The organism is Rhodanobacter hydrolyticus, assembly GCF_044904645.1.
Map to the genome: position 1 here is coordinate 3,289,973 of NZ_JADIKK010000008.1, position 23,490 is coordinate 3,313,462.

Annotated in this window: 19 protein-coding genes and 1 riboswitch; of the genes, 5 read left to right on the forward strand and 14 right to left on the reverse strand. The window is 66.7% G+C overall.

Annotation, left to right across the window (positions count from 1 at the left end; translation table 11 throughout):
* The first annotated feature begins 7 nt into the window (after positions 1-7).
* Positions 8-2,482, forward strand: a complete 2,475-nt coding sequence (locus ISP25_RS17340) for an acyl-CoA dehydrogenase (protein ID WP_404615661.1) — start codon at positions 8-10, stop codon at positions 2,480-2,482.
* Positions 2,483-2,849: 367 nt separating this feature from the next.
* Here the strand turns inward: ISP25_RS17340 and ISP25_RS17345 are convergent, their stop codons facing one another.
* The 10 genes from ISP25_RS17345 to ISP25_RS17390 form a co-directional block, all read right to left on the reverse strand.
* Positions 2,850-3,854 (reverse strand): diguanylate cyclase domain-containing protein, encoded by a 1,005-nt coding sequence (locus ISP25_RS17345; RefSeq protein ID WP_192158406.1) that lies wholly within the window; start codon positions 3,852-3,854, stop codon positions 2,850-2,852.
* Positions 3,851-4,411, reverse strand: coding sequence for a chemotaxis protein CheB (locus ISP25_RS17350; RefSeq protein WP_404615663.1), 561 nt, complete (start codon positions 4,409-4,411; stop codon positions 3,851-3,853). The genes ISP25_RS17345 and ISP25_RS17350 overlap by 4 nt, the downstream gene beginning before the upstream one ends.
* A 5-nt stretch (positions 4,412-4,416) precedes the next feature.
* Positions 4,417-5,274: a CheR family methyltransferase gene (locus ISP25_RS17355; protein ID WP_404615665.1), complete on the reverse strand. Its 858-nt coding sequence runs from the start codon at positions 5,272-5,274 to the stop codon at positions 4,417-4,419.
* Positions 5,275-5,277: 3 nt separating this feature from the next.
* A complete protein-coding gene (locus ISP25_RS17360) occupies positions 5,278-8,913 on the reverse strand; it encodes a response regulator (RefSeq protein ID WP_404615667.1) in 3,636 nt (1,211 codons plus the stop codon).
* Between the two features lie 121 nt (positions 8,914-9,034).
* Positions 9,035-9,934, reverse strand: a complete 900-nt coding sequence (locus ISP25_RS17365) for a CPBP family intramembrane glutamic endopeptidase (protein ID WP_404615669.1) — start codon at positions 9,932-9,934, stop codon at positions 9,035-9,037.
* A 274-nt stretch (positions 9,935-10,208) separates the two neighbouring features.
* Entirely contained in the window at positions 10,209-11,810 is a 1,602-nt protein-coding gene (locus ISP25_RS17370) for a peptide chain release factor 3 (protein WP_404615671.1), read from the reverse strand.
* 570 nt (positions 11,811-12,380) lie between these two features.
* On the reverse strand, positions 12,381-12,608 hold the full coding sequence (locus tag ISP25_RS17375) for a hypothetical protein (protein WP_404615673.1): 228 nt from the start codon (positions 12,606-12,608) through the stop codon (positions 12,381-12,383).
* A 58-nt stretch (positions 12,609-12,666) separates the two neighbouring features.
* Entirely contained in the window at positions 12,667-13,833 is a 1,167-nt protein-coding gene (locus ISP25_RS17380) for a YVTN family beta-propeller repeat protein (protein ID WP_404615675.1), read from the reverse strand.
* 40 nt (positions 13,834-13,873) lie between these two features.
* Positions 13,874-14,692, reverse strand: coding sequence for a creatininase family protein (locus ISP25_RS17385; RefSeq protein WP_404615677.1), 819 nt, complete (start codon positions 14,690-14,692; stop codon positions 13,874-13,876).
* Positions 14,693-14,717: 25 nt separating this feature from the next.
* On the reverse strand, positions 14,718-15,440 hold the full coding sequence (locus ISP25_RS17390; RefSeq protein ID WP_404615679.1) for a 2OG-Fe dioxygenase family protein: 723 nt from the start codon (positions 15,438-15,440) through the stop codon (positions 14,718-14,720).
* A 298-nt stretch (positions 15,441-15,738) separates the two neighbouring features.
* A riboswitch (SAM riboswitch) is annotated at positions 15,739-15,851 on the forward strand.
* 77 nt (positions 15,852-15,928) lie between these two features.
* Here ISP25_RS17390 and metX point away from each other — a divergent pair.
* Genes metX through ISP25_RS17405 form a run of 3 tightly spaced genes read left to right on the forward strand, consistent with a single transcriptional unit; the run spans position 15,929 to position 19,252 of the window.
* Entirely contained in the window at positions 15,929-16,945 is a 1,017-nt protein-coding gene (gene metX, locus ISP25_RS17395) for a homoserine O-succinyltransferase MetX (RefSeq protein ID WP_404615681.1), read from the forward strand.
* Positions 16,946-16,982: 37 nt separating this feature from the next.
* Positions 16,983-18,173, forward strand: coding sequence for a cystathionine gamma-synthase (metB, locus tag ISP25_RS17400; RefSeq protein WP_404615683.1), 1,191 nt, complete (start codon positions 16,983-16,985; stop codon positions 18,171-18,173).
* A gap of 20 nt (positions 18,174-18,193) precedes the next feature.
* Positions 18,194-19,252, forward strand: a complete 1,059-nt coding sequence (locus tag ISP25_RS17405) for a homoserine dehydrogenase family protein (RefSeq protein ID WP_404616339.1) — start codon at positions 18,194-18,196, stop codon at positions 19,250-19,252.
* An 87-nt stretch (positions 19,253-19,339) separates the two neighbouring features.
* Here the strand turns inward: ISP25_RS17405 and ISP25_RS17410 are convergent, their stop codons facing one another.
* Entirely contained in the window at positions 19,340-19,987 is a 648-nt protein-coding gene (locus tag ISP25_RS17410; protein ID WP_404615685.1) for a glutathione S-transferase family protein, read from the reverse strand.
* Between the two features lie 146 nt (positions 19,988-20,133).
* Between ISP25_RS17410 and ISP25_RS17415 the strand changes: the two genes are divergently transcribed.
* Entirely contained in the window at positions 20,134-20,703 is a 570-nt protein-coding gene (locus tag ISP25_RS17415; RefSeq protein WP_404615687.1) for a hypothetical protein, read from the forward strand.
* Between the two features lie 106 nt (positions 20,704-20,809).
* Here the strand turns inward: ISP25_RS17415 and ISP25_RS17420 are convergent, their stop codons facing one another.
* From ISP25_RS17420 to ISP25_RS17430, 3 genes are read right to left on the reverse strand one after another with little or no spacing between them, the layout of a single operon-like run.
* Positions 20,810-21,358 carry a S8/S53 family peptidase gene (locus tag ISP25_RS17420; RefSeq protein WP_404615689.1) on the reverse strand — a complete coding sequence of 183 codons (549 nt, stop codon included), beginning with the start codon at positions 21,356-21,358 and terminating at the stop codon, positions 20,810-20,812.
* A 57-nt stretch (positions 21,359-21,415) separates the two neighbouring features.
* Positions 21,416-22,996 (reverse strand): methyl-accepting chemotaxis protein, encoded by a 1,581-nt coding sequence (locus ISP25_RS17425; RefSeq protein ID WP_404615691.1) that lies wholly within the window; start codon positions 22,994-22,996, stop codon positions 21,416-21,418.
* A 58-nt stretch (positions 22,997-23,054) separates the two neighbouring features.
* A complete protein-coding gene (locus ISP25_RS17430; RefSeq protein WP_404615693.1) occupies positions 23,055-23,483 on the reverse strand; it encodes a type 2 periplasmic-binding domain-containing protein in 429 nt (142 codons plus the stop codon).
* Positions 23,484-23,490: the final 7 nt, after the last annotated feature.

Sequence of the window (23,490 nt, forward strand, 5' to 3'; positions counted from 1 at the left end):
AGTCGAGATGGCCGTAATACTCACCCTGCTGGCGGCGCTCATCGCGAGCGGCGCCTGTGCCTACCACCGCAGCAGCCTACGCACTTTCGCCATCGCGGCGCCGTTGGTCACGCTGGTCGTCGGCCTGCTCGCCGGCGCGTTCTGGACGATGGTCGTCCTGCTGATTGTCGAACTGGGCATCGCGATACCACTGCTGATGGACAGCTTCCGCCGCAGGAAGATCACCGCCCCGCTGCTGAAAATGTTCGCCAAGGTCACGCCGAAGCTGTCGGAGACCGAGCAGACCGCTCTGGAAGCCGGCACCGTGGGGTTCGAGGGCGAGCTGTTCTCCGGCAAGCCGGACTGGCACGAGCTGCTGAAGCAGCCCAAGCCCGAACTGAGCGTGGAGGAGCAGGCCTTCCTCGACGGTCCGGTGGAAGAGCTCTGCGGGATGATCGACGACTGGCAGATCACCCATGAGCTGGCCGACCTGCCGCCGGAAATCTGGGCCTTCATCAAGAAGCACCGCTTCTTCGGCATGATCATCCCGAAGCAGTACGGCGGCCTGCAATTTTCCGCGCTGGCGCATTCGGCGGTGCTGCAGAAACTGTCGACGATGTCGGCCACAGTGGCGTCCACGGTGGCCGTGCCGAATTCGCTGGGCCCGGCGGAGCTGCTGCTGCACTACGGTTCGGACGAGCAGAAGAACTACTACCTGCCGCGCCTCGCGGTAGGTGAGGAGATTCCCTGCTTCGCGCTCACCGGCCCCTACGCCGGCTCCGACGCCACCTCGATTCCCGACTACGGCGTGGTCTGCAAGCAAGTGGTGGACGGCGTCGAGACGCTGGGCGTGAGGCTCAACTTCGACAAGCGCTACATCACGTTGGCACCGGTCGCCACCGTGGTGGGTCTGGCTTTCCGCATGTACGACCCCGAGCATCTGCTGGGCGAGAAGGAAGATCTCGGCATCACGTTGGCGCTGCTGCCACGTTCCACACCTGGGCTGGAAATCGGCCGTCGCCATTTCCCGCTCAACATTCCGTTCCAGAACGGCCCGATCCACGGCAAGGACGTGTTCGCACCGCTCAGCACCCTGATCGGGGGCCCGCAGATGGCCGGCCACGGCTGGCGCATGCTGGTGGAATGCCTGTCGGTGGGCCGCGCGATCTCGCTGCCGTCGAACGCAACCGGTGCGATGCGCGGCTCCGCGGCGGCTACCGGCGCGTACGCGCGCATGCGCAAGCAGTTCGGTCTCGCGATTGCCCGCTTCGAGGGCGTGGAGGAGGCGCTGGGCCGCATCGGCGGACTTACCTACGCCACCACTGCGCTTTCGCGCGCCACCGCGGCGGCGGTGGACCGCGGCGAGAAGCCCGCGGTGCCCTCGGCCATCGCGAAGTACCACGCCACCGAATGGGCGCGCGTGGTGGCCGGCGACACCATGGACGTGCACGGCGGCAAGGCGGTGCAGCTGGGCCCGAAGAACTACGCAGGACGCGGTTGGTCCAGCGTGCCGATCGCGATCACGGTGGAGGGCGCGAACATCATGACGCGCAGTCTGATGATCTTCGGCCAGGGCGCGATCCGCTGCCATCCTTACGTGTTGAAGGAAATGGACGCGCTGTCGATCGTCGATTACCGGGAACGGTTGCACAGCTTCGACAAAGCGCTGTTTGGCCACATCGGCTTCGGCCTGTCCAACGCAGCGCGCAGCTTCGCGATGGGACTCTCCGGCGGACGCATGGGTGAGGCTGCGGGCGATTCCTATACGCGCCGCTACTACAAGAAGCTCAACCGCTACTCCGCAGCGCTGGCGTTGTGTGCCGATACCTTCATGGGCGTATTGGGCGGCAAGTTGAAGTTCAAGGAGAAGCTCTCTGCGCGCCTCGGCGACGTGCTGAGCTATCTGTACATCGCGAGCTCGATGCTCAAGCGCTACGAGGATACCGGCCGGCCGGAGGCGGATCGTCCCTTCCTCGCCTGGGGCTTCCACGAGTGCATGTGGCTGATCCAGAACGCGCTGGATGGCGCCATACGCAACTTCCCGGTGCGTCCGGTGGCGTGGCTGCTGCGCGTGCTGGTATTCCCGCTGGGCCGCCGCGAAGTGCCACCATCAGATCGCCTTGGCCGGCGCGTGGCCGCGCTGCTTACGGCACCGAACGATGCCCGTGCGCGCCTCACCGAGTGGGTGTACCTCACGCCCACGGCGAACAACACGGTAGGCCGCATGGACGCGCTGTTGCCCGACGTGATCGCCGCCGAGCCGGTGGAGCGCAAGTTCCTCAAGGGCTTGAAGGCCGGCCAGTTCAAGGCGCACGACTACGATGGCCAACTGGCCGAGGCGCTCGCCGCCGGCGTGCTCAGCCAGGCCGAACACGACCTGCTGAAGCGAGTGCACGCGGCGGTGTTCGAATTCATCTCGGTGGATGACTTCGACCCGTCCGAGCTGGGCGCGGCAGTGACCCGCGCGGACGAGCGCCGCAAGCAGTTGGCCGACGCGGCCTAAGCCGGGTCGTGCCCAGGGTTATGGACGACGGGGCGTGCGTCGCCCCGTTCGTCCGTCGGGAGCCAGGAACATAAGCAGCGCGCGGAGACTGTGACGCCGGTTTTCCGTATTGTCGCCGGCCGTGGGCTCTCGGCCTGTTGATCTGCTTCAAGGCGCCGAATTTCGCCGCCATCGCGCCGCGCGTTGTGGCGCTGGGGCCGGGGCGTTGCAAAATCGCGATCAGCGATCGCTGATCGCTGGCCTCTGCCGAGCTCGGCAACGGTTATGCGTGGCCGGTGGCGGTGCGGGTGCGCGACGACGCAAGCACGGAAGCGTCCCGTGCACCCATCGAGATATGGCTGTCGCTGCGACCCAGGGATGAGGCGCCTTAGGCAGCGTGCGCCACATCGAGCAGGCAGCGGTTCTTGCCCGCCCGTTTGGCCTCGTAGAGCGCCCGATCGGCACTCTGGATAAGCGCCTCGTCCGACGGCGTATCGGTGCGCCACACCGCGATGCCGATGCTGGCGCTGACCCGGGCCGTCACCTCGCCGGACGGTCCGGGCAAGGTATAGGGCAGGGCGAGCGTATCGCACAGTTGCTGGCAGCGCTGGAGCAGCAGCGACAGTTCCATCGCGTCTTCAAGGACCAGCGCGAATTCGTCACCGCCCAGCCGCGCCACCGTGTCGCCGGCGCGCACGCACCCGCGCAGGCGTTCTGCGATGGCCTTCAGCAGGGCGTCGCCGACGGGATGGCCGTGGGTGTCGTTGACTGCCTTGAAGCCGTCGATGTCCAGCATGGCCAACGCGAAGCCGCGGCCACTCGGGGAGTTCGCGATGGCCTCGAGCAGGCGCTCGTGGAACAGCGCGCGGTTCGGCAGGCCGGTGAGGATGTCGTGGGTGGCCTGGTGGCGCACCTGGGCCTCGACGCGCTGGCGCTCGGCGATCTCTTCCCGCAGTTGGTGGTTGCGCTCGGAAAGTTCGCCCAGCGTCTGCTGCAGCTGCATGCGCGCGTTGTAGAGGTCGAGGAACACGCGCACTTTCGAGCGCAGGATGGTGTCGTTGACCGGTTTGGCGATGTAATCCACCGCGCCGGAGCGGTAACCCTTCAGGCGGTTTTGGTCATCGGCATACGCGGCAGTAACGAAGATGATGGGCGTGTCACGCAGCTGCTCGGCATCGCCGAGCAGGGAGGCGACTTCGAAACCATCCATGTCGGGCATGTTCACGTCGAGCAGGATCAGCGCGAACGAGTGCTCCAGGCACAGGGCCAGCGCCTCGCTGCCGCTCGTCGCTTCGATCAGCTCCGCGCCGCAGTCGCCGAGCAGGCGGCGCATCGCCACGAGGTTGGCGTGGGTGTCGTCGACGATCAGGAGCTTCGGACGCTTGTCGTTCATGGCAGGCATAGCCGGTTGAGCAGGGGAGCGATCGCATCCAAGGGTACGCAATGGTCGGTGCCGGCGCGATCGATGGCAGCTTGTGGCATCACGCGCGCCAGGGCGCTGTCCGGCGACTGCACGATGGCGCAGCCTCCCAGCCGGCGCAACTCCCACATGCCCTCGGCACCGTCGGCGTTCGCTCCGCTGAGTACCACGCCGATCAGGGCGCTTCGCCATGCTGCGGCAGCGGAGGCGAAGAGGACGTCAATCGAGGGCCGTGAAAGGTTGACGCGTGGATCGGCCGACAGCGTGAAATGGAAATCGCGCTCCACCAACAAGTGGTAGCCGGCAGGTGCGACCTGCACCACGCCACCGCGTACCGGCTCACGCTCCCCCGCCTCGATCACCGGCAGCTGCGAGACATGTCCCAGCATCTCGCAGAGCAGTTCCACCGTTTCCGAGCCGGTGTGGCAGCAGACCAGCACCGCCTGCGGCAGGCGTGGATCAAGTCCGCCCAGGACTGCCTTCAGCGCTTCGGTGCCGCCGGCGGAGCCGCCCAGCACGATCGCCGCCATGCGTTTCACAGCCGTCGTCCCGACATGGCCGCGCCGCGCCGGTAGATCCGCAGGTTGGCATCGACGGGCGCGAAGTCGGCTTCGGCCGCGGCCGCACCCGGGCGCTCGCGCAGCCCCAGGCAAAGGAAGCCGTCGCGCACCAACGAGTCGCGGAACAGCGCAAGGCAGCGCTGCTGCAGCGGGTTCGTGAAATAGATCAGCACATTGCGGCACAACACCAGCTGCGCCTCGCAGAACATCTCGTCGGCCGTCAGGTTGTGCTGGGCGAACGTGACGTTGCGACGCAGCCGCCGGTCGAGCTTGAGCAGGCCGTAGCGCGCGCTGCAGTAGTTGGAAAACGAATGGAGGCCGCCGGCCGCCACATAGTTGCGCGACCACTGCTGCGCGGAGCGCAGCGGATAGATGCCTTCGTGCGCACGCTCCAGTGCGCGCGTGCTGAGGTCGGTGGCGAAAATCTGGCTGCGTTCGTACAGTCCGGCTTCCTCCAGCAGGATCGCCAGCGAATACACCTCCTCGCCGTGTGCGCAGCCCGCCTGCCAGATATTGATCTGCGGGTGCGAGGCGAGCATCGGCAGCACCTGCTCGCGCAGCGCATGGAATACGGAAGGATCCCGGAACATGTCCGAGGCCGGTACCGACAATCCTTCCAGCAGCTGCGGCAGTAGCTCCGGTTCGTGCAGCAGGCGATGGATGAGCGCGCTGATCGAACCGCCGCCGTGCCGTTCGGCCAGCAAGCGCGCGCGGCGCAGCAGAGAAGCCGGCGCGTACTGACTGAAGTCATAGCCGTGGCGTCGGCGCATCGCCTCCACGAACAGATCCAGTTCGATGCCTTCCAGCTCGATTTCGTCCAGCACGTGACTCATTGCTCAGCGGCGCAGCCAGACGCGGATCATCGAGTTGAGCCTGTCGAGGTCGACCGGCTTGGAGAGATAGTCGTTCGCGCCAGCCGCAAGGCAGTGCTCGCGGTCGCCACGCATGGCCTTGGCGGTGAGCGCGATGATCGGCAGTTGCGCGAAGCGCGGCTGGGCACGGATCTGCCGGATCGCCTCGTAGCCGTCCATGCCCGGCATCATGATGTCCATCAGCACGAGTTCCAGCGCGTCTTCCTCGTCCAGCATGCGCAGTGCCCTGGGGCCGTCCTGCGCCATGCTGACCTTGAGGCCCCAGCCGCGCATCACCTTCGACAGCGCGAACAGGTTGCGCATGTCGTCGTCCACCAGCAGCAACTGGTGACCCCGCAGCCCGTCGGTGGCGTCGATGGCGCCAGCAGATGGCTCCTGTCGTATGCGGTGCAGGAACAGGCTGACCTCGTCCAGCAGCCGGTCCGGCGAACGCGCCCCCTTGATCACGATGCTGTCGGTGTACTGGCGGATGCGCAGGCTTTCCTCGCGGCTGAGATCGCGGCCGGAATAGATCACCACCGGCGGCACGCTGCCGCTGGCGGCGAGGCGTTCCAGCAGCTCCATGCCGGAGAGGCCAGGCAGGCCGAGATCCAGCACGATGCAGTCGTAGGTATTGTGCGCGAGCTGCTCCAGCGCCTGTTCGGCGGAGTCCGCCTCGTCGATCTCGACGCGATCCTGCTGCAACAGACTGTGCAAGGCGCGGCGCTCGGTGGCATTGTCCTCGACCACCAGCAGACGGCGTGCGCGGTCGCGCGCCACATGCAGCAGGCGATCCACCGCGCCGTTGATCTGCTCGCGGCTGACCGGCTTGGTGAGGAAACCCGCCGCACCCAGTTCGCGGCTGTGCTCGGCGTCGTCGGCAGCCGACAGGAAATGCACCGGAATGGAGCGCGTGGCCGGATCGGCCTGCAGCCGCTCGGCCACGGTCCAGCCGTCGATGCCCGGCAACATCACGTCGAGCAGGATGCCCAGGGGGCGGTAACGACGGGCCAGCTCCAGCCCGCTCTCGCCATCGGTGGCGAGCAGCATGGGGTAGCCCTTCTGGCGCACCATGTCGGCGAGGATCCGCGCGAACGGAAGATCGTCCTCCACGATCAGGATCGAGGTCTCGCCGGGAGCGAGGCGTTCGCGGTCGTCGGGCAGGTTGCCCGGCAGCAGCGACGGATTCGGCAGCGGCCGAATGGGTGGTGCTGTCGATGGTTCCACGGCCGCCGTCGACGTGGCGGACGCGCTGTGTTCGGGCAGCAGCAGGGTGAATTCACTGCCTTTGCCGCTCTCGCTGCGCAACACGATGTCGCCGCCGAACAAGGCAGCCATGCGCCGCGAGATGCTCAGGCCCAGCCCGGTGCCGCCATATTGCCGGCTGGTGCTGGAATCGACCTGTTCGAACGCGGCGAACACCTTTTCCAGCTTTTCCGCGGGAATGCCGATCCCGGTATCGGTCACGCTTATCGCCAGCAACGGCGTTCCGGTGAGCAACGCGGGAAGTGGCAGATCGGCGGTTGGCCTGTCGATGCGCACCTGCACCGATCCGGAAGCGGTGAACTTGAAGGCGTTGGCCAGCAGGTTGTTGATGATCTGCTCAAGCTTGCCCGGATCGGTATGGATGCTTGCGGGCAATCCCTCGGCCAGCTGCACGCCGAAGTCCAGCCGTTTGTCGCGGGCCACGTGATCGAAGTTGCGGCGCAGGCTACGGGCGAGGTCTTCCAGCGCGTAGTCGCACAGCGCCAGTTCCATCTTGCCAGCCTCGATCTTGGACAGGTCGAGGATGTCGTTGATCAGGCGCAGTAGGCTGCTTCCCGCGTCGTGGATGATCTGCGCCGACTCGACCTCCTCGCTATCCAGTCTGCCGCCCGGGTTCTCAGCCAGGCTGCGCGAAAGGATCAGCAGGCTGTTCAGCGGCGTGCGCAATTCATGCGACATGTTGGCGAGGAACTCGCTCTTGTACTGGCTGGCGCGCGCCAACTCGTGAGCCGTCTCGGCGGTCTCCGCCTGCAGCGCCTCAAGTGTCCGCTTCTGTTCGTGCAAGGTGTCGCTCTGCAGGCGCAGCTCCTCGTTCGAGGCCTGCAACTCCTCCGCCTGCACTCGCAATTCCTCCTCGGAGACCAGCAGGCGCTGCGACTGCTCCTCAAGTTCCAGGGTCTTCGCATGCAAGGTGTCGTGCGATTCGCGCAGGGCCTGCTGCTGCTGGCGCATGGTGATGCTGCTGAGTCGCAGCTGGTCGGCCTGCTCCTGGGTCTGTTCGAGCAGATACTGGGTGCGGACGGCTCGGCTGAGGTTGTCCAGCGAGAGGGCAACCATCGGCAGCAGCTGTTCCAGCAATTGTCGATGCAATGCGGTCGGGGCTTCGAAACTGGCGAATTCCAGGACACCGATCAGGCGGTCGCGCAGCAGCACAGGCAGGATCACCAGGTGGCGCGGCAGTGCGCTGCCGGTGCCGGAATCGATGCGCAGGTAGTCGTCCGGCAATTGGTCCAGTTCGATGGAGCGATGGCTCTGCGCGCACTGGCCGACCAGACCTTCGCCCGGCAGATAGTGCACGGCGGGATTGGCGCCGAGCCGCAGGCCGTAGCTGCCGATCAGGTCGAGCCGCCTGCTGGTTTCATCGTGCAGATAGAGCAGGCCAAGGCCGGCCTTGAGCAGGGGCATCAGCTCGCCGGTCAGCCGCTCGGCGTACTCGCGGTGACTGGTTGCTTCCTGCAGTTGCCGCGAGATCGCCGCGACCTGGCTCTTCAGCAGGGCGTTGTCGCTTGTCGCGATCGCCATTTCCTTGAACACCTGCAGCGCGCGGGCGATCTCGCCGATCTCGTCGCCGCGTTCCAGCTGGCGGATCTCGACGCTGTGGTCGTGCGTGGCGAGCCGGCTCATCTGATCCGTGATGCGTCGCAGCGGCCGGGTGATTAGGCGGAAGCACAGCGAAACCACCATTCCGCCCAGCAGCAACATGATCAGCGTGAATACGCCGTCGATCACGCGGGTGCGCGTCATCAGGCTGTCCAGGCGCGCGGTGCGGCTGGACAGCAGGTCCTGCTCGCTGGCGCTCATTTGATCAAGCAGGGTAAGGACGTCGGTGGCCTGCACGGTACGGTGCTCGATGTAGTCGGCCTGGATGTGCTGCCTTTGCGCGGGCTGTTGCGCCGGATCCAGCGTCCCGAGGTTCTTCAACGGCGTGAATACCCCGACATTCACCTCCTGGATCCATTGCGCCACCAGGTTGTCGAGCCGATCGATGCGCACCTGCTGCAGCGGGTTGTCAGCAGTCAGCGCGCGCAGGTGGTGCGCAAGCCCCGCATATTCCTGCATGTTGGAGAGGTAGGCGTTGCGCTCGTCGGCGCGTTGGTCGAGCAGGTAGCCGCGGATGCTGACCTGGGCGGTCTTGGTCGCATGGCGGATATCGTCGATCTGCTGCAGCACCGAGTAGGTATGCACGTACCAGTGCCGCGCCACATCCTGCTGGCGCAGCGAATCCAGCGTGAGCAGGTTGGCGACCAGCGGCACGCCAAGCAATAGCACGATGGCCAGCTGGATCTTGCGTTGGATCGGCTGGTTTGCCAGCCAGGAGTACTTTTTTCGGGGCTTCGTAGGTGTCGTCGCTGGCATGGTCGTGTCGCCGAACGTGTCGAGGAACTGACCGTCGCACGTCCCTGCCGTGCGCGGGCCTACTGCTGCGCACAGGGTAACCGCTACGGGCGCCCAGCCATAGACGGGCGCCCGTTTGGGCTTAGCGTCGACGCCAGAAGGGGGGCACCAGCGAGTGCCGTCGCAAGGCGACGGCCAGCAGCGCCGCCGAGCACAGCAGGCACAGCGTCAGCGCCACCACGGAAGCCTCGGCGCCGAACACGCCGCCGCTGAGCCAGTCCGGCCCCGTGCGCGTGGACACCAGCCAGCCATCGGCCTTCAGGCCGGAGACCGGGATGCCGTAGACGGTGCCCTGGCAGAAGTTCCAGGCTGCGTGCAGGCCCATGCAGAGCAACAGCGAGCGGGTGGCGTGGTAGAGCAGGCCGAACAGCAGGCCTGCCTCGATCGCGATGGCCGTCGAGCTCCACACGGTGGCGCCTGGGTTGGCGGCATGGGCGAAGCCGAAGAACAGCGCGGAGATCAGCAGCGCAGCCCAGGTGCCCAGGCCTTCCTCCACGACGCGGAACAGCACGCCGCGGAACAGGATCTCCTCGGTGATGCCTGCGCCGATGCCGGCGACCAGCAGAGGCGGCAGCCAGTCGGCGTGGGGGTTGAAGCCGACGACGTGATAGCTGCCCAGCAGCCAGAGCACGCCCACCACGGTGCTGAACAGCAGGCCGCCCGCGAGCAGGCCGCGGAATACATCGGGCCAGCGCCGCAGCGCCAGCTCAGCCGGCTTGCGGCGTTCGACCACGAGGGTCAGGAACAGGTAGGTGACGATCGCCGGAAGCATGGCAACCGCGAGATAGGTCAGTGCCGAGGTCATCGGCGTCTTGGCCATGCCCTGCATGAGCAGATGGACGAGCGCCGCAGCCGATCGGTTCAGCACGAGGAAGAGCGCCATGAAGATCACGATGCGCGCCAGCGGCGAGCACACCAGCCAGCGCTTCCAGGCTGGCGGTGTGGCCGGCGTGACGTAGGCGAGCGTTGGCGTGGCATTCATGCGTGCGATCCATGGGATGAGGTGCCGCAGAGCCTAACTGGCGTACGGTGTCCCGTCTGCGTGACTTCCGCCACGCGCAGCCGCAGGTGGCTGCTACGAGGTGGCGTACAGGACCTGGGCCGCCTCCCCGTATGCATGCTGCATTATCCGGCCATGGACGGGCGTCCACTCCGTGTTCCTCGACGCCAGGTCCATCCATCAGCCCCCGGACGTGGCCTTCTTCCGTGGCCGGCGCATAAACAGCTGCCAGCGCGAACCACGGGAAGGGCGGGACTTACATTTCCACTGACGTCGCATGCTCGCGCGTGGCCGAGAAGCGCACCGCGGGCGAGCGCTCCTGCGCCAGCTGCAGGTTCACCCGCGAAGGCGCGAGATAGACCAGTTCGCCTGCAGCATCGATGGCCAGGTTCATGGCGTTCTTCTCACGGAACTCTTCCAGCTTCTTCGCGTCGTCGCAGTGCACCCAGCGCGCGGTGGACACGGTCACCGGTTCGAACGCGGCATCCACGCCGTACTCGTCCTTGAGGCGGTAGGCCACCACGTCGAACTGCAGCACGCCCACCGCACCGAGGATCAGGTCGTTCGACATCAGCGGACGGAAGAACTGCGTGGCGCCTTCCTCGGACAGCTGCGCCAGGCCTTTCTGCAGCGCCTTCATCTTCAGCGGATCGCGCAGGCGCGCGCGGCGGAACAGCTCCGGCGCAAAGTTGGGGATGCCGGTGAAGGAGACCGGCTCGCCCTCGGTGAAGGTGTCGCCGATGGAGATGGTGCCGTGGTTGTGCAGGCCGATCACGTCGCCGGGATACGCGGTTTCCACGATCTCGCGGTCGCTGGCCATGAAGGTGAGCGCGTTGGCGATGCGCACCTCCTTGTTCGTGCGCGTCTGGATCATCTTCATCCCGGCGCTGTAGGTGCCCGAGCACACGCGCATGAAGGCCACGCGGTCGCGGTGCGCCGGATCCATGTTGGCCTGGATCTTGAACACGAAGCCGGTGAGCTTCTCCTCTTCAGGCTGCACTTCGCGCGTGATGGTGGCGCGGGCGCGCGGTGCTGGCGCGTGCTCGACGAAGAAGTCCAGCAGCAACTGCACGCCGAAGTTGTTCACCGCCGAACCGAAGAACACCGGCGTGAGCTTGCCGGCGAGGTAGTCGTCCAGGTCGAACGAGGGCGCGGCGCCCTGCACCAGCTCCAGTTCTTCGCGCAGTTCGGCCAGGGCCTCGCTGCCGAGGGCTGCTTCGAGGCCCGGTGCATCGAGGCCCTTGAAGATGGTGGAGTCCTGCCGCGTGAAGTTCTTGCCCTGCTCGAACAGGTGCACCTCGTCGAGCAGCAGGTGGTACACGCCCTTCAGGCGCTTGCCCATGCCGATGGGCCAGGTCAGCGGCGCGCAGGCGATGCCAAGCACGGATTCCACTTCGTCCAGCAGCTCGATCGGCGACTTGCCCTCGCGGTCGAGCTTGTTGATGAAGGTCATGATGGGCGTATCGCGCAGGCGACACACTTCCATCAGCTTGATCGTGCGCTCTTCTACGCCTTTGGCGCAGTCGATCACCATCAGCGCCGAATCCACCGCGGTGAGCACGCGGTAGGTGTCCTCGGAGAAGTCGGCATGGCCGGGCGTGTCGAGCAGGTTGACGATCTTGCCCTCGTACGGGAACTGCATCACCGACGAGGTCACCGAGATGCCGCGCTCCTTTTCCAGCGCCATCCAATCCGAGGTGGCGTGGCGCGCGGCCTTGCGGCCCTTCACGCTGCCGGCCATCTGGATCGCGCCGCCGAACAGCAGCAGCTTTTCCGTCAGCGTGGTCTTGCCCGCGTCGGGATGGCTGACGATGGCGAAGGTGCGGCGGCGGCGGGTTTCGGCGAGATGAGTGGACATAAAGGAGGCATCAGTCGATGAGCTAACCGCTCATTCTAGCTTGCACGGGGCGGGTTGGCCTTGGGCGGCCTGGGCAGCCTCAAACGGGCGATCCTGGGGATATTCGGCCTCCCGATGCTGCTGAAGGGCAGGGTGCCATGAGCGAGCCCAGGCAATAAGTCGACAGCAAGGCGTTTAGGTGCCTCGCTTTCCATGGCTTTTGCTGGAGACGCAACCATGGAACGTTTGAACGGCAAGGGGCATTGGCGCCGCCATCTCGGCTGCCTCCGCGAATGAGGGCGGGTGCGTGCGTCCACGTGACCGACATTGACGTCGTGCGCGGTAGGGAGCTGGCAATGCGGCTTCGCGTGCTGGTGAATGATGCCGGCGCGTCCAGTCGCTGCGCCTGGCCGCCGCCACGTGCATGTGCCCGGAAAGGTAGATCGGCTTGCGCATGCTCTTGCCTTGGTCGGTGCCGCGGCAGCGCGCCAGCAGGGCGGCCGTCACGCCGGCCGGGATGATCTACAGGTCGTCGGCGTCGAAGCCGCCGGCCTTGAGCTGATCCGCGAGATAGGCGGCGAGTGCGGGCGCCTAGTGTTGGCTCTGCGCCGTGGGCATGCCGATCGCATGGTGCAATGCCGCCATGGTGTCGGTCAGTTCACGCGCAAGCGGCGCGGTATCGGTCAGCACCGTGCCAACGAACAGGCCCAGGACGAGCAGGGTGGCCAGCGGCCGCAGCGGTAGCGTCGAATGACCTTCATTCGGCGATCTCCCCGCGGTGCGCCAGATGACACACCACGGGGAGCATGCGCGGCGCATCGGTCGCGTGCAGCGACGGCGCCGGGCCGGACGGGGTCGCGGAACGGCGCCGCACGGTTCAGCGCATGATACCGGTATGCCCCAGCGAGTAGCGGCCCGGCTGCGGCCACACCGCCAGACCGTGCGGCTCGGCGCCGACCTTGATCTTGCGCACCGCGCCGGTGGCGGTATCAAAGGCGTAGACCACATCATCGAAGCGGCCGGACAGCCACAGCGTCTTGCCGTCCGCGCTGACGTTGCCCATGTCCGGGCTGCCGCCGCCGGGGATCGGCCAGTTGGCGACGACCTTGCGCGTGGCGAAATCGATCACCGACACGCTGCCCTTGCCGCCGCGCGGGCCGTGCACCTTGTTGGAGCCGCGGTTGGCGACGTAGAGCTTGGTGCCGTCGCGGCTCGGATATTCACCATGCGTGCCGATGCCGGTCTTGATGAAGCCGATCTTGGTGAAGCTGTCCCCGTCGATCAGGAACACGCCGTCGGCCATCATGTCGGCGACATAGAACACCTTGCCGTCGGGCGAGACGCGGATGTCCTGCGGCATGCCGTGCTTGTCGAGGTCGAGGTAGCCGAGCACCTTGTGGTTGACCATGTCGATCTTGACCAGCTTGCCGCCGAACTCGCAGGTGAAGATCGCGTAGCGGCCGTCAATCGAATAGTCCGCGTGGTTGATGCCCTTGCATTCCGGCGCCTCGATGCTGAACTTCAGCGCCATCGTGTGCGCATCGCGGAAATCCAGGCGCGCATGCGCCTCGGCCACCACGATGGCGAGCTTGCCGTCGGGCGAGAAGTACATGTTGTACGGGTCGTCCACCGGAATCGCCGCGCCCGGCTTGCCGGTCTTCGGGTCGATCGGGGTGAGGCTGCCGTTGTTGCGGCCTTCGGAATTGTTGGTGACCCACAGTGTCTTGAGATCCCACGAAGGCACCACGTGCTGCGGGCTGCGGCCGACGGGGAAGGTATCGATCACCTTGTAGGTGGCAGGGTCGATCACGCTGACGCTGTTGCCGCGCAGGTTCGGCACGTAGATGCGCGGCAGCGCACCGGCCACTGCCGGGCTGAACATGTTGTAACCCGCCTGGCTGTACATGTCGGCGGCATTCACCACGCGCGGCATGCCCGGCACGGTGGTGACCGACTGGGCCACGGCGACGGCGGAAGCGCAGAGGCCAACAAGGGCGCCAGCGATCAGGGCGAGGCGGGGAAGACGATGGGTGTGTCGGGTCATGATCGGTTCGCTGCGGGAATGGGGAAAAGCGGATCGGGCATTATCGCTCAGACGTGTCCTTGCGGATCGCCTCGACAGTGCGCGTCACGATGGCGTCGACGCCGAGCTGGCCCAACGCGGCGCTGGAACGATGCGGATCGCCGCCATACACGCCATCGGCGGCGCCGAGCTTCGGCGCACCGCGCAGGCCATCCAGCCGCACCATCTGCGGGGCCACCGCCAGTTGCAGCGAGGTGTCGGCCAGCCCTGCGTGGGTGCCGATCTCGTCGTCGCGGACGCCGTGCTGGCGCAGGATTTGCGCATATCCGGTGGAGCTTGCCTCGTAGTACTCCGGCGGCACGAAGGCGCGCGCTTGCGTACCGGCCCATTGTTTGTTGAGTTGCGCCACTACGCGTTGCAGATCCTTCTGGTAACCGCCGTGGTCACCGAGAAAGACGATGTTGCGGAAGCCGTGCACAGCAAAACTGTTCGCGGCCGATGCGAGCAGTTGCTCGAAAGTGGCGTCGGGGATGGTGATGGTGCCGGGAAAGCGCATGTGCGAACTTGGCGGCGCATAGCTGCCCTCGGGCACGTAGTCGACGGTCGGCGCCACCAGCGCATTGCCGAGCTTTTGCGCGATCCGCTCGGCCAGCACGGTGGCGCGCCGGTTGTGCTTGCCCACCGCGATGTAGGGACCGCTCTGCTCCGTGCCGCCGATGGGAATGATGAGGGTGGTCCTCCCGGCATGGACCTGGTCGCGGATTTCGGTCCAGGTGAGATCCTGCAGTTGCACGGTGGCAGGGGTCTGGGCGAACGTGGCTTGCGCGGCGAGCAGTAGTACGGCGAGCGCGAAGGCGCGTTTCGGGAAGCGTGGCGACATGTTGGTCCTTGCGTGGGATGTGGGGTCAGGCTGCCTTGAACGTCACCACCAGCACGTCGCGGTGCGCGGCCTGCATGGGATCCTTCGGCACCACCGGGGTAACGCCGTGGAATACGCGGTGGTCATCCAGCAGGGCCGCGTCGAAAGCATGGACGAGGGTGAACTGGCCCAGTTCGCGGCCATCCGGTGCGTGGATGGTGGTGGTGCCGCGCTCGATGTTCTCGCGGTCGATCAGCAGTACCAGGACATAGTCCACGCCGTCGCGGTGAACGCCCTCGGGCGTGGGTTCGCCGGCGGCGTCGGCGCGTGCCTCGATGCGGAACTGGTGCGTCTCGATGCGCCAGGTCCGCACATCCGGCGCCAGCGCACCGAAGTTGTCGCGACAAAACGCAAGGATGCGCCGCAGGCTACTGCTGCCCGCGATGGCCGGTTCCACCGGTTCGAACCAGCGCTCGATGCCTCCCTGCAGGGCGTTGTAGGCGAGGCTCTGGTAATGCGGCTGGTTGGGTTCGCGGATGATTGCGCCGGTGGTGGCGTCGGCGGTGAACACGGCATGCCGGCGCCGGCGAAGGCGGCCGCGCGCGGCCAGGTAGCCGTCATCGCCCAGCGTGTTCCAGCTCGCGGCAAATGCGGGCCAGTCGTCCAGCGTGGCTGCGTCCAGCAGGCCGTGCATCGCGTCGGCGGTGAGGAAGGCGAAGCCTTCGTGCTGCAGCGCTGCATGCAAATCGGATGGGTTGGGGAGGTCCATCCGCGCAAACTAACAGTTTGCGCATGAAGCGGCACTGGCTGGTGCGTGGCGGAACGCGGGCAAATCCTTGCGTTTGCCGGTGGATTCCTCTCCCTCAGGGAGGGTGGCGGTAGCCGGGTGAGCGGTCGGGCGGGACGAGGCAATGCGGCAAGTCCGAGCCACTGTTTCGCGTCGCCTTTCTCGGGAGAAGAAGTTCTCTTCGTGCGAACGAAAAGCTTCGGTCACAAATGGACATATGAACGTCCAGACGTTTAGACGTCTATTGACATGAAGGAAAGTCATATTGCAGAATCCGTCGTACTCATCGAGACCGGCTGAGGGACAGGCCCTTTGAAGCCGGGGCAACCTGCGGAATGTTCCGCGACGGTGCCAACTCCTGCGGTGGCGCGAAGGCGCCCCGGCAGATGGGCAGCTTGCGCAGCGGCGTCTTGCCGTATCGCGCGGGGCTCCTCTCCGGCATCCGCAGGCGATGCCGAACGGAGAGACGCATGAGCCAGCCGCAGCCCGAAACCTGTATTCCTTGTACCAGCGACGTGGTCGGCCCGTCCGTGGCGCCGCGCGCGCTCGGCGCGCAGCGCAGCACGCGGCGGCTGACGCTCAGCCCGAAGCACGGCAACGGCCCGCGCGAGGTCGACGTGCACTACCTGTGGTGTGGTGCGCCGGATGCGCCCACCGTGATCGTGCAGGGCGGCATTTCCGCGAACCGTGACGTCACCGCGCCGACCGGAACCACGGCGGGCTGGTGGCAGTCACTGGTGGCCGAGGACGCGGCGATCGACTTGGTCCGCTTCCGTGTCCTGGCCATCGACTGGCTCACCCCAGTGGAGCTGGGTACCACCACCATTTCCAGCGAGGACCAGGCCGATGCACTGGCCGCGCTGCTCGACGCGCTGGGCATCGTCAAGACGCATGCCTTCGTGGGTTCCTCCTATGGCGCGATGGTCGGCCTGGCTTTTGCGGCCCGGCACCCGCAGCGCACCGACCGCCTGGTGCTGCTGGCCGGCGCGCACCGGGCTCATCCGCTTTCCACCGCGCAACGCAGCGTGCAGCGCGGCATCGTGCGGCTCGGCCAGTCCAGCGGCCAGCTGGACGAGGCGTTGGCGCTGGCGCGCCAGCTCGCCATCACCACCTACCGCGGCAGCGCCGAATTCGGCCGGCGCTTCGCCGGCGAGCCGGAATGGCGCGGCGAGCGGTTCCATTTCCCGGTCGAGGACTACCTCGAGCACCAGGGGCGCCGCTTCGTGGAGCGCTTCGATGCCGACCGCTTCCTTGCGCTGTCCGAATCCATCGACCTGCACGACGTGAAGCCCGAGCAGGTGCCGTTGCCGACCACCCTGATCGGCTTCCCGTCGGATCGCCTGGTGCCTCTGGCCGACCTCTGCGAACTGCAGCGCCGCCTGCGCGGCCCGGCCACGCTCGAAGTGGTGGAGTCGCCCTATGGCCACGACGCCTTCCTCAAGGAGCCGGAGCAACTCGCGCCGCTGCTGCGCGAAGCCCTGCGCTGAGACACACATAGCCAAGTATCGGATTCCGGAGAACACCATGAGCGAAAACACGGCCCCCAGCACCCGCGCAGTGCGCGCCGGCATCGAGAGCGACACCCAGCACGGTGCGGTGGTGCCGCCGCTCCACTTGTCCACCAACTACAGCTTCGAAGGTTTCGGTCGCAAGCGGCCCTACGACTACTCGCGCAGCGGCAATCCCACGCGCGACCTGCTGGCGAACGCCCTGGCCGAACTGGAGCAGGGTGCGGGCGCGGTGGTCACCGCCAGCGGCATGGCCGCGGTGGCGCTGGCGCTGGAGCTGGTGCCGGCCGGCGCCACGGTGCTGGCTGCGCACGATTGCTACGGCGGCACCTGGCGCATCCTCGACGCCTGGGCGAAGAAGGGCCGCTTCGCGGTGCAGTTCGCCGACCTCACCGATCCCGCCGCGCTGGCGGCCGGCCTTGCCGCCAAACCCGCGCTGGTATGGGTGGAAACGCCGTCCAATCCCTTGCTGCGCATCACCGACGTCCGTCATGTGGCGCAGGCCGCGCACGCCGCCGGCGCGCTGGTGGTGGTGGACAACACCTTCCTCTCGCCCGCGCTGCAGCAGCCGCTGGTGCTGGGCGCCGACGTGGTGGTGCATTCCACCACCAAGTACATCAACGGCCACAGCGACGTGGTGGGCGGCGCCGTGGTGGCGCGCACGCCGGAGCTGGCCGAGCAGCTCAAGTGGTGGGGCAACTGCAATGGCCTTACCGGCGCGCCGTTCGACAGCTACCTCACCCTGCGCGGCCTGCGCACGCTGGGCGTGCGTCTGCGCCAGCACCAGGAGAACGCCGAGCGCATCGCAGCGCACCTGGACGGCCATGCCGCTGTGCGCAAGGTGTACTACCCGGGTCTTGCGTCCAACCCGTACCACGCGCTGGCCGCGCGCCAGCAGCAGGGCTTCGGTGCCATGCTCAGCTTCGAGCTGGACGGTGACGAGGCACAGATCGCCGCCTTCGTCGACGGGCTGGAGTACTTCTCGCTGGCCGAGTCGCTGGGTGGCGTGGAAAGCCTGGTCGCGCATCCGGCCACCATGACCCATGCCGCGATGGCGCCGGAAGCGCGCCGCAAGGCCGGCATCGCCGACACGCTGCTGCGCGTGTCGGTGGGCATCGAGGACGGCGACGATCTGCTGCGCGACCTCGATGCCGGGCTGGCGCGCGCCGTGGCCGCGGGCAAATCCAAACGTGCGGTGGGTGCGTGAGCGCGGTGCTGGTCGAGACCATGCCTGCAGCGAAACGCGAGCAGGCATTCGCGATCGCGGTGGTGCTGCTGGGCACCGGCGTGGTCGGCGGTGCCTTCCTCAAGCTGCTCAACACGCCGGCCGCCGCTTCGCTGCACCTGGTAGGCGCAGCCAATTCGCGCCGCCAGCAGACCGAGCCCGCCAAGCTCGCCGAGCGCAACCTGCGCGAGCAACTCAAGAGCACTGGCGCGCAGCGCGACGACGCAGTCCTGCTCGCCGCGCTGGCCGCCAGCGATGCGGCGACCAAGGTGATCGTGGACGCCACCGCCAGCACTGCGCTCGCTGCGCGCCACGCGGAATGGCTGGCGCAGGGCTATCACGTGGTCACCGCCAACAAGTCGCTCGGTGGCGGCGAGCTGCCCGGCTGGCGGACATTGCAGGCCGCACTGGCCAACGGCGCGCGCTACGGCGATTCCGCCACCGTGGGAGCAGGCCTGCCGGTACTCTCCACCCTGCGCCGCCTGCGCCAGTGCGGCGATGCCCTGCTCACGCTGGAAGGCGTGTTCTCCGGCTCGCTCAGTTACCTGTTCAACGGCTACGACGGCAGCCGTCCGTTCTCCGCATTGCTGCGCGAGGCGCGCGAGCGTGGTTACACCGAGCCCGATCCGCGCGCCGACCTTTCCGGCGAGGACGTGGCGCGCAAGCTGCTCATCATCGCCCGCAACGCCGGCTTCGCGCTGGGCTGGGACGAGGTACAGGTGGAAAGCCTGGTGCCCGAACCGCTGCGCGCCATCGATACCGGGGAATTCCTCGCCCGTCTCGAAGAACTCGACGAACCGCTCGCCACCCTCCATGCCGAAGCCAAGGCGCGTGGCAACGTGCTGCGCTTCCTCGCAAGGCTCAACCAGCGCGGCCATGCGCGCGTAGGCCTGGTCGAGGTGCCGGCCGAGCATCCCGCCGCACGCCTCTATGGCACCGACAATCAGTTCGCGCTCACCACCACCCGCTACCACACGCAGCCGCTGGTGATCCAGGGGCCGGGTGCGGGGCCGGAGGTCACCGCACAGGCATTGCTGGGCGACGTGCTGGCACTGGGCTGAAAATCTTTATGGGAGCGCACCCTGTGCGCGAATGCTTTTGCTCTGGTCGGGCATCAAGGCATTTGCGCACAGGGTGCGCTCCTGCCGTTAGGCCTTCGGCACGAACTGCAGGTACGGCTCCGCCTCGCGCAACGCGCGGGCGAAGGACGGCCGCTCCATCAGCCGCTGCCGATAAGCGGCGATATGCGGGAAGTCGTCCACCGGCTCCGCCCACGCGGAGTAGAACAGCGGCGGTGCGGCCGCGCAGTCGGCCATGGTGAACTCGTTGCCTGCTGCCCAGGTGCGCTGACTCATCTCCTGATCGAGCAGCGCATATGCCGTGCGCAGCTGCGTACGTGCCTGGTCCACGCCAATCGGGTCGTGGCCGCCCTCGGGGCGCATGCGGTCGGTAATGATTTTCTGCGTGGGCACGTGCAGGTAAAGGTCGAAGAAGCGGTCGCGCTCGCGCACGGCCAGCGCAGCTTGCGGACCGATCGGCACCAGCGTCGTGCGCCCCGGATAGTGCAGCGCCAGGTATTCGATGATGATGCTGGACTCCGGCACGGTGCGGCCGCGCGTTTCGTCGCGCAGCACCGGGAAGCGCAGGATCGGCCACACCTTGCGGAAATCCTCGCGCGAAGCTTCGTCGTCCAGCCGCACCATGCGTGGCTCGAACGGCGTGTCGTTCTCGTACAAGGCGATCAGCACCTTGTGGCAGAACGAGGACAGCGGGTGCATGTAGAGCAGCAGGCTCATGAAATTTCCTTTGTGGGGCTGGGCCATAGTGGCGGTCTTCCATGGATCGACGAACGGACTGACAGGTTTTCGACAGGCCGGGTGATTGTCGGCGGACCCGGCCGGATGCTAGCGTCGGCGCACCCCACACCCACAAAGGAACGTGCATGAATTCCGTACCGTCGGAAGCCGTTGAAGTGCGTTTGGCCCGGCTCGAGCGTTCGTTGCGACGCGCGCGCTGGGGCATGGTTGGCCTGTTGTTGCTGGTGGTAGCGATGTTCCTCGCCTGGTACGGCGTAGGCGGCATCGTGCAGCGTGAGATACGGGTGCATCGCATCTATGCGGTGGATGACGCGGGCACGGTGCGCGTTCGGATCGGACAAGATCGCCCTGGCATCCAGCGCTTGAGTCCTGTATCGGGTGTCGTTCTCTATGACGAAACGGGCTTGGAGCGCGGAGGCATGGCGACTATGGCCAATGGCCGCGTGGCGCTTGGGTTGGATGCGCCGACTACACCGAAGGGCACGGCGCGCGATCGTGTCGGCCTGATGGTCGATGGCAAAGGCAACACGATGTTCATGCTGCTGGACGCTCAGGGTGCGCCCGTGGTGATGGCAAAGGGTGCCGACAAGGGCGGCACCCTGCAGGTTCTGGAGGCCACGCCGGATGGGAAGCAACTGCAGGTGCGCACGTTGGGCGTGCATGGCGATACGCAGTCGACGGAGAGCGACGACTGACGGGGAAACGGCGGTTGCCTGCGGTGCAGGGCGAAAGCCCGCTTGCCGCAAGCAAAAAGACGACGGCCGCTTGCGCGGCCGTCGTCTTTTCACCCAGAAGTGAGCCTCAGCGTCCGCCGAGGAACAAGCTGAGGTTGGCCACGTTGAGCGTGCCGATGCCGGCGCCAGGCGTGTAGTTCGGCGCGCCGTAATAGAACCAGTTGTCGCCTGCGTTCACGCTGTTGAATGCCGACCACTTGCCGTAGCCGAAAATGTCCTGCAGCAGATACACCTGCGGGTTCCACAAGCCCACGCGATGCCCGGTGCTCTGCGTCAGCAGCGCGCTGATGCCTTTGAGCTGCGGCGCCACGAAGCGGGCTCCGCCTTCGGAGATCACGTCGCTGCCGGCACTGGACACCATCACGTAACCGGTTTCCAGATCCGCATTGAGCGAAATATCCGGTACGTTGTGGCCGGTGAAATTGGCAGGCAGCTTGAGCAGAGTGGTGGGGCCCGCGCTTGGGTCGATGCAGACCAGCGATTGCTTCTTCTCGCTGCTGCGGGTGCCGCGGGTGAGCCACTGATGCCACGCCGCCTGCCACGCTTGGCATGGCCGGCTGAGCGACGGAATGCCAGAAAAATGCCGCTGCACCGCGGTCTGGCGATGCCGCGGCAATTGGAGGCGGCCTCGAGGAGGGACTTTTGCGGGGGGCTCGCCTTAATTTGTCCAGCGTCAGTCGTACAACGCGAGCTCGGTACCGGGTTCGTGTTCCAGCGCAAAAGTGTCGACATGGCTGCTGGTCGACTCGCCGAGGGTGAAGAAGGCGACCTGGCGCAGCAGCGTGCTGGCTTGTTCGTGCATGGACCGGCTGGTGGCGGATACCTGTTCGACCAAGGCCGCGTTGCGTTGCGTGTTGTCGTCCATCGCGGTGATGGTGCGGCTCACCTCGTCGATGCCGGTGGCCTGCTCCTGGCTGGCGGCGACGATCTCGGCCACGCTGTCGGTGACTTTCTTCACGCTGTCGATGATGCCGGCCAGGGTCTGTCCGGAGCGTTCCACCAGTTCGCTGCCGATATTGACCTTGTCGACGCTGTCGGCGATCAGCGCCTTGATCTCTTTGGCGGCACCAGCAGAGCGCTGCGCCAGACTGCGCACTTCGCCGGCCACTACCGCGAAACCGCGGCCCTGTTCGCCGGCGCGTGCGGCCTCCACTGCCGCGTTCAGCGCGAGCAGGTTGGTCTGGAAGGCGATTTCGTCGATCAAGCCGACGATGTCGGCGATGCGCCGGCTGGAGGCGTCGATGGCCTGCATGGCGGCGTTGGCCTCGGCCACCACACGGCCACCTTGCTCGGCCTGCGTGCGTGCGCTGCGGGCGAGCTGGTCGACGTGGCTGGCGTTGTCGGCGTTGTGCCGCACCGAGGCGTTCATTTCTTCCATCGAGGCGGCGGTTTGCTCCAGTGCGGCAGCCTGATCCTGGCTGCGCTGCGAGAGGTCATCGTTGCCTTCCGTGATCTGCGCGGAGGCTTCGCCGACGGTTTGTGAGGCGCTGCGGATCGAGCCGACGATCTCGCCGAGCTGTTTCATCATGCCCTGCAGCCGGCCCAGTACGGATTCCGAATGCGCCGTGTCGTTTGCCTCGTGGCGCAGGTCGCCGGCAGCGATGCGTCCCACGATCTCGCGCAGGTGCTCGGGTTCGGCGCCGAGATCGCGCGTGATGGCGCGCAGCACCAGCCATGCGCCCAGCACCAGCACGACCACGATGGCGGCCCCGGAGACGGTGTTGGCCACCATCGCGCGATGCACGCCTTGCGCCGAAGCGTCCAGGTGCTGTTGCACGTCGGCGCGGGCGGCGGCGATCTCGTGGTTCAGCAGGGTTTCGAGAGCATGTTGCGCGTCCTGCATGGCGGACACCTTGCTGGCGGTGTCGCCCTTGCCGCCGAGCATCACGGAGGCTGCGTCGGTGGCGCTCTTCACGTAGGCATCGTAAGCGTCGCCCAGGGTCTTGGCGGTGTCCTGATGGCCGTTCAGCGCAAGCATGCGCTTGCTCGTGGCGGCGGCTTCGGTCGCGATCGCCTTGACGTCGTCCAGCTTGCTCTTGTCGCCTTCGGCAACGGCGCTCTGGATGGTCTGCGTCGTGCGCTTGCTCAGCTCGTCAAGCTGGGTGACGCCTTCCAGGTAGGGGTAGTCGTCGGTGCCCAGCGCGGACACCATGGTGGCGGAGCGCGAGGCGATGGTGCTGCTCGCCAGCCAGCCGGCGACGAACAGGGCGAGGGTGACGCCGGGCAGGAGCAGGATGCGGGTCTTGAACTTCATGGACGGGCTCTCGGGCGGGCTGACTCGCCCGTCGCCTCGAGGCGACGGGCGTGCACGGTCAGGGCAGCTGCAGCACGGCCCGGACCGAGCCGTTCACCGCGCTGCTGTCGACGTAGCCGACCGCGGATGGATCGGCGGCCACGGCCTTGACCACGGCGTCGTCGCTGCCCAGCTCCTTGGGCGGCACGGCGCGGCCGCTGAATACCAGGCGCGACCATACCGATTTCACCTGGCTGGCCGACTTGCCGGTGGCTGCCTGGTAGAACTTTTCACGCAGCGGGTTGGAATCGGCCAGGTCGAACAACTTGGCGTTACCGCCCGCGGGCAGGCTGGTGGTCTTGCCAAGGTAGAGCGCGGCGGCGTCGTCCTTGCTGAGCGATTTGACCGGGCTGCTGGCGCTCACGATCACCACGGTGCCAGCGAAGGCAGGGGCGCCGACCAGCGCCAGTGCGCCAGCGACGAGACAGTTTCGGAAGATGCGATGCATGACGAAC

Excerpts from the sequence above, each read along its gene's own strand:
- ISP25_RS17340 (WP_404615661.1), top strand. The coding sequence starts at position 8 with ATGGCCGTAATACTCACCCTGCTGGCGGCGCTCATCGCGAGCGGCGCC.
- ISP25_RS17345 (WP_192158406.1), bottom strand. The coding sequence starts at position 3,854 with ATGAACGACAAGCGTCCGAAGCTCCTGATCGTCGACGACACCCACGCC.
- ISP25_RS17350 (WP_404615663.1), bottom strand. The coding sequence starts at position 4,411 with ATGGCGGCGATCGTGCTGGGCGGCTCCGCCGGCGGCACCGAAGCGCTG.
- ISP25_RS17355 (WP_404615665.1), bottom strand. The coding sequence starts at position 5,274 with ATGAGTCACGTGCTGGACGAAATCGAGCTGGAAGGCATCGAACTGGAT.
- ISP25_RS17360 (WP_404615667.1), bottom strand. The coding sequence starts at position 8,913 with ATGCCAGCGACGACACCTACGAAGCCCCGAAAAAAGTACTCCTGGCTG.
- ISP25_RS17365 (WP_404615669.1), bottom strand. The coding sequence starts at position 9,934 with ATGAATGCCACGCCAACGCTCGCCTACGTCACGCCGGCCACACCGCCA.
- ISP25_RS17370 (WP_404615671.1), bottom strand. The coding sequence starts at position 11,810 with ATGTCCACTCATCTCGCCGAAACCCGCCGCCGCCGCACCTTCGCCATC.
- ISP25_RS17375 (WP_404615673.1), bottom strand. The coding sequence starts at position 12,608 with ATGCGCCGCGCATGCTCCCCGTGGTGTGTCATCTGGCGCACCGCGGGG.
- ISP25_RS17380 (WP_404615675.1), bottom strand. The coding sequence starts at position 13,833 with ATGACCCGACACACCCATCGTCTTCCCCGCCTCGCCCTGATCGCTGGC.
- ISP25_RS17385 (WP_404615677.1), bottom strand. The coding sequence starts at position 14,692 with ATGTCGCCACGCTTCCCGAAACGCGCCTTCGCGCTCGCCGTACTACTG.
- ISP25_RS17390 (WP_404615679.1), bottom strand. The coding sequence starts at position 15,440 with ATGGACCTCCCCAACCCATCCGATTTGCATGCAGCGCTGCAGCACGAA.
- metX (WP_404615681.1), top strand. The coding sequence starts at position 15,929 with ATGAGCCAGCCGCAGCCCGAAACCTGTATTCCTTGTACCAGCGACGTG.
- metB (WP_404615683.1), top strand. The coding sequence starts at position 16,983 with ATGAGCGAAAACACGGCCCCCAGCACCCGCGCAGTGCGCGCCGGCATC.
- ISP25_RS17405 (WP_404616339.1), top strand. The coding sequence starts at position 18,194 with ATGCCTGCAGCGAAACGCGAGCAGGCATTCGCGATCGCGGTGGTGCTG.
- ISP25_RS17410 (WP_404615685.1), bottom strand. The coding sequence starts at position 19,987 with ATGAGCCTGCTGCTCTACATGCACCCGCTGTCCTCGTTCTGCCACAAG.
- ISP25_RS17415 (WP_404615687.1), top strand. The coding sequence starts at position 20,134 with ATGAATTCCGTACCGTCGGAAGCCGTTGAAGTGCGTTTGGCCCGGCTC.
- ISP25_RS17425 (WP_404615691.1), bottom strand. The coding sequence starts at position 22,996 with ATGAAGTTCAAGACCCGCATCCTGCTCCTGCCCGGCGTCACCCTCGCC.
- ISP25_RS17430 (WP_404615693.1), bottom strand. The coding sequence starts at position 23,483 with ATGCATCGCATCTTCCGAAACTGTCTCGTCGCTGGCGCACTGGCGCTG.